A 2,926-nucleotide genomic window follows, 5' to 3' on the forward strand; every position below is an offset into this window, starting at 1 on the left:
CCCCAGGCCCCTTTGGCATCGTGGGCCGCATCCAGCGCCAGCTCGATATCCTGGGTGGAGGAACTGGCCACTTCGCACAGCGTCTGGCCGGTGATCGGCGTCAGGTTGGTGTAATACTCGCCCTGTACCGGTGCCACCCAGGCACCACCGATAAAGTTGTCATAACGTTTTTTCAGCTTGAGAGGAAACCCGGTGTTTTCCGGCGTGAGGTGACTTGCCGTAGTAGTATTCGCCATTTGTATCTCCTTTTAACGTGGCTGCAACCTTACCGCCCGGAGACGGTAAGCAGGTTCACGGCACCATGGCCGCAGATCCAGTGATCAAACTTAAGAAGCGGTAAACTATCTCTAGCCGGGATAATAGGGGTTTATCAGGAGGAATGGCGAAACAATGCTCAAACGCATGAGGGGTGTCACAATTTTTTAAACTGGGCGCAACAATATGCACCCATCCTTTCAACCGCCAAACAGCCCGCGATCCCGCAGCAGGTGCTGATTTCCCTTACGCCGGGTAAAGCCGCTGCGATCGAAGAATTCCAATACCTGGATCGCCAGCTTGCGGCCAACCCCCAGCCGATCTCGGAAGTCACCGGCATTGGTGCTGCCTTGCGTGGCGTCCAGCTCGCGGATCAGCATGGCAAACTGTTCGATGCGCTGGCTGAGGTAGTAGCGATCGACCACCACAGCGGTGACATAGCCAAGCTGTGCCGCCTTGCGCAACGCGGCGCGAACGCTGTTTTCCTCTTCACCCAACGAGGCGGCCAGATCGCGCACCCACCAGGGCTCGTCACCAAACAGCGGCTCAATGCGGCTCCACAGGGCCTGTTGATCGCTGCTGAACGCCAAGCCGTGGTCTGGCAGGTGCAGCCAGCCGCGCGTGTTGCGCAGCAAACCCGCCGCCAGCAGCCGATCGATCATCATAAATACCAGCGGCTCATGCAACGCCGGTAACGCCATACGGCGCAGACGAGCGCGACCCAGGCCTAGCTGATCGGCATGTTGCTGATGGTATTCGGCCAACACCTGCAACAGGCGCTGCTCATGCGCTTGCACGTTGGCCGGGGCCAACGCCATCTCGCCGGAGATCATCAGGGCATAACCGGCCAGCAGTTCCTGTAGGCCGTCATCCGTCAGCTGTCGTGCCCAGGCAAACGCAGCCAGATCCAGTGCGCCACCCGGCAAACGTAAATCCAGCACCTGCCCATCGCTGGATGCCTGAGCCAGCGCTGCCAGCCAGGCCAGATACTCCGGCTGACGCTTGCCCCGCTTCGGCGAAGACAGCCCCAGCACGCGTGCAGCCCCCAACGTTTGGCGAGCGCTGATATCACGCAGCACCAGCCGATCGTTTTCTACCAACCATAGCGGACGATCGAGGATCAGCTCCGCCAGGTTGTCGGCCAGCAGCGCAATGCGCCCCGTGATATGGCTGGCAGCATGATGAATATGCAGCGACTGCCAGTGCTGGATCGGCACATCGGCCTCTATCGCCACCAGAATACGCTCTGCCGCCGCTGGCGGTTGTTGCGCCAACAGCCAGTCGCCCCGCGTTAGCTGGTCTTTGCTGACGTCACCGCTGATATTCAGCGCAATGCGCTGCCCGGCAACCGCCTGTTCTGTCGCCTGATTCTGCGCATGCAAACCACGCACGCGCACCGGCACATCTGCACCGGTCAGCCACAGCGTATCGCCTACCGCCACGCTGCCGCCCAGCGCTGTGCCTGTTACCACCAGCCCGGCACCTTTAACGCTGAAAGCGCGATCCACCGCCAGCCGAAAACGACGGGATAGTAAGTGCTCACCGGGTTGCAACGCCAACAGATGCTGGCGCAGCTCATCAATACCTTCCCCCAGTGCCGCCGCAGTAACAAACACCGGCACATCATGCCAGCCCTGCTGCGCCAATTCGGCCAACACCTGGGTTTGCACTTCGGCGACTCGGGCAGGATCCACACGGTCGGCTTTGGTTAACGCCACCGTCAACTGCGCTCTGCCGCTCAGGCGCAGGATCGCCAGGTGCTCGCGGGTTTGTGCCATTACGCCATCGTCGCAGGCCACCACCAGCAGCGCATGGTCGATGCCGCCAATGCCTGCCAGCATATTAGCGAGGAATTTTTCATGGCCGGGAACGTCGATAAACCCCAGCACGCGGCCATCGGGCTGCGGCCAATAGGCATAACCAAGATCGATGGTCATGCCACGGCGTTGTTCCTCTGGCAAACGATCGGCATTAATGCCGGTGATCGCCTGTAGCAGGGTCGTTTTGCCGTGGTCGACATGGCCTGCGGTGGCAATAATCATGCGCTCAGCGCCTCAGCCAGTGCGCCCTCCTGTTCCAGGCAACGCAGATCGAGCCACAGTTTACCGTCGTTGATGCGGCCAATGACTGGCTGCGGCAAACCGCGCCATTGCTGGGCCAAACCTTCTAACGTTGCGCCTCGCCCATCAAGTGGAGCAAAGGTCAACGCGTAGCTCGGCAGGCGATCTACCGGCAACGAACCGCTACCAATCTGTGACCAGCACGGCTCGCTGCGCAGCTCGAAGCGGCCAGCAAACAGCGGAGCCAACTGGCTCTGCAAACGTTCGGCTGTTTCCTGCATCTGTTGCTGTGGACGGGTCAGTAAGCGCAAGGTCGGTAAATGTTCTGCCAGCAATTCAGGCTGTTGATACAAGCGCAGCGTGGCTTCCAGCGCCGCCAGCGTGATTTTGCCGACGCGCAGAGCGCGCTTGAGTGGGTGCTGTTGCAGACGGGCGATCAGATCTTTTTTACCGACAATAATCCCGGCCTGTGGCCCGCCCAGCAGTTTATCGCCGGAGAAGGTCACCAGATCGACACCGGCGGCAATCAGGTGTTGCGGCATCGGTTCGGCTGGCAAACCGTATTGCGCCATGTCGATCAGCGAGCCACTGCCCAAATCGGTCGCCACAGG

2 protein-coding genes and 1 pseudogene are annotated in these 2,926 nt (G+C 60.5%); all 3 read right to left on the reverse strand.

The window, feature by feature from the left end; all coding sequences use genetic code 11:
* Nucleotides 1-236 (reverse strand): annotated as a pseudogene (locus ACLQ7H_RS21810) (aldehyde dehydrogenase); the annotation flags it as partial.
* Between the two features lie 219 nt (nucleotides 237-455).
* Complete coding sequence (gene selB / locus ACLQ7H_RS21815; RefSeq protein WP_411754464.1) at nucleotides 456-2,297, reverse strand: selenocysteine-specific translation elongation factor; 1,842 nt, start codon at nucleotides 2,295-2,297, stop codon at nucleotides 456-458.
* Nucleotides 2,294-2,926, reverse strand: a 633-nt coding sequence (locus ACLQ7H_RS21820; protein ID WP_411754465.1) for an aminotransferase class V-fold PLP-dependent enzyme, incomplete at its 5' end; no start/stop codon positions are given. The genes ACLQ7H_RS21820 and selB, both read right to left, overlap by 4 nt.

The organism is Serratia sp. (in: enterobacteria), from assembly GCF_046715635.1.
Classification (GTDB): Bacteria; Pseudomonadota; Gammaproteobacteria; order Enterobacterales; family Enterobacteriaceae; genus Chania.